Here is a 1,689-nt window from a genome sequence, read left to right as displayed (position 1 = left end):
CCAGCTTCTGCCATTATTGCTATTAAAGTGCCATCTGGGGTGTCCATAAGGCGAGCTACGAATGGTTTATTTGATTTAGGCTTCTTCGTAAATGCAGTTGAATACCCTGCAGTTAAAAAGGGTTCTGAAAGATTAAGGATAAGCCTTATGGTTTATCATGAGAAAGAAGATATTGAACAACTTGCAGATGCGATTGCTTTTGTATTTAACAAATATAAAGAAGCATGATATTCTATTCCCATGTTAATGAAGATAGTATACCAGAGCATACTATGATGACTACTGCCAGCTTCTCCAATATGGTAACCGTTGCTGGAAGCGGCGAAAGAGTGATTGCTTTAATGGATCATGAAAGCTTAGAAAGCATTATTATAGTTGATCCCAATATAGAAGCTCTTTATTTGACAGAATTAAAGATTACCGCTTTAGGTCTGTTTTCCGTGTCTGAATATTTGTTTTTTATTGGCTATAAATCCAGTTTAAACGATCTAGATCGTAAGGATTTATTCTCTAAAGTGATCAAGAGACTTTCTAAAAATTGTGGAATTTATTGGAAGACCAATCTTGGTATAATTATTAAAGGAAAGCTCTTATTATGTGGACATTTTGAAAGATTCTTATATAGAGTGAGTTTATTAATGAGATTCCTTTTTTACTCAAGAATAGACTCTATGATGCATTATCCTTATGCTGATTGGAATGGTTATGAGAAATCTCTTTGGAAGATCTTAAAAAAGCTATTTACATATAAAATGTCTTATGTACTCATGGGGAATAAAGATCCGGCATTTATACATGAAGACGCCGAACTCAGTTATATTATTAGGGCATTTCAAGAATCTTTTGATAAGAACGAACAGTTAAACTCCTTTTTTATTCAGCTACTTTTTAAGGGAAATTTACAAGAAATGCCTAAAGAGGCTTTGCCTAATAGTTTGTCTGAAGCTTTCTTGACAAAGGTTAAAAAGCGCCTAGAGCAGAAAAAAATTACCATGGAATATCATCAAACCGATTTACTTACTTATTTACAAAAGGAAAAAGAATTTGAAAGGACATTCATCTCGACTTCAGATATTTTAAGTTTTGAGCTACCCAAGTATATGAATACGATTCTTGGATTGGTTTCAAAGCAGAATGGTGATACTTCTAACCATATTGTCTGGCGTTCATTTTTAAAACATAGGGATTTTTACAATAGTCCTAGCAATAGTACTGATCTAACAATCCAAGATATAAGTCAATCTGACAAAACGAATATGTACAAAGTATATAGTATGAATTTTTAATTTATGGAAGCCATCATATTACCTTATTCTAATGAGTATCACAATGATATCAAATTACTGGATGATAAAAGTGTCCAGGGGAATTTGATTCAGCTGCGAATGCATAAGCCAACCATCCATTCCAGAGCCGAGATTTTTAAAGAATACTTCACAATTTTGACTAAGGTTAAGGACGAGGTAGTGGGTTTTATGTCGGGCGCAAAAACACTTTTGGTTATTAATGACAAAAAGCATGATGTATTCATTGGCTTTGATGCCAAGGTAAGAGAAGATCACCGTAACCGGGGAATTTTTAAATCTATGACCACTTATATGATGGATTACTACAGCGAACAAGATGTAATGAATGCTATAATCACTACGAAATCTAATAATAAAAGTATAAATAGCATAGTAAGAAAGC

At 33.3% G+C, this 1,689-nt stretch carries 2 protein-coding genes and 1 pseudogene; all 3 read left to right on the top strand.

From position 1 onward, the window contains the following. Positions 1 to 228: pseudogene (locus WBN20_RS14850) on the top strand (hypothetical protein); the annotation flags it as partial. After that, complete coding sequence (locus WBN20_RS14845; protein WP_424282245.1) at positions 225 to 1,286, top strand: DUF3419 family protein; 1,062 nt, start codon at positions 225 to 227, stop codon at positions 1,284 to 1,286. The pseudogene WBN20_RS14850 and the gene WBN20_RS14845, both read left to right, overlap by 4 nt. A gap of 3 nt (positions 1,287 to 1,289) precedes the next feature. Beyond that, the coding region (locus WBN20_RS14840) for a hypothetical protein (RefSeq protein ID WP_424282244.1) at positions 1,290 to 1,689 on the top strand (400 nt) is incomplete at its 3' end.

The organism is Eudoraea sp. (genome assembly GCF_049665975.1).
GTDB lineage: Bacteria > Bacteroidota > Bacteroidia > Flavobacteriales > Flavobacteriaceae > Eudoraea.
Note: the sequence above shows the minus strand (reverse complement) of the source record. Positions and strands in the feature narration are given on the sequence as shown.

What these genes read in the sequence shown, in the direction of transcription:
- WBN20_RS14845 (WP_424282245.1), top strand. Translation starts at nt 225, where the DNA reads ATGATATTCTATTCCCATGTTAATGAAGATAGTATACCAGAGCATACT.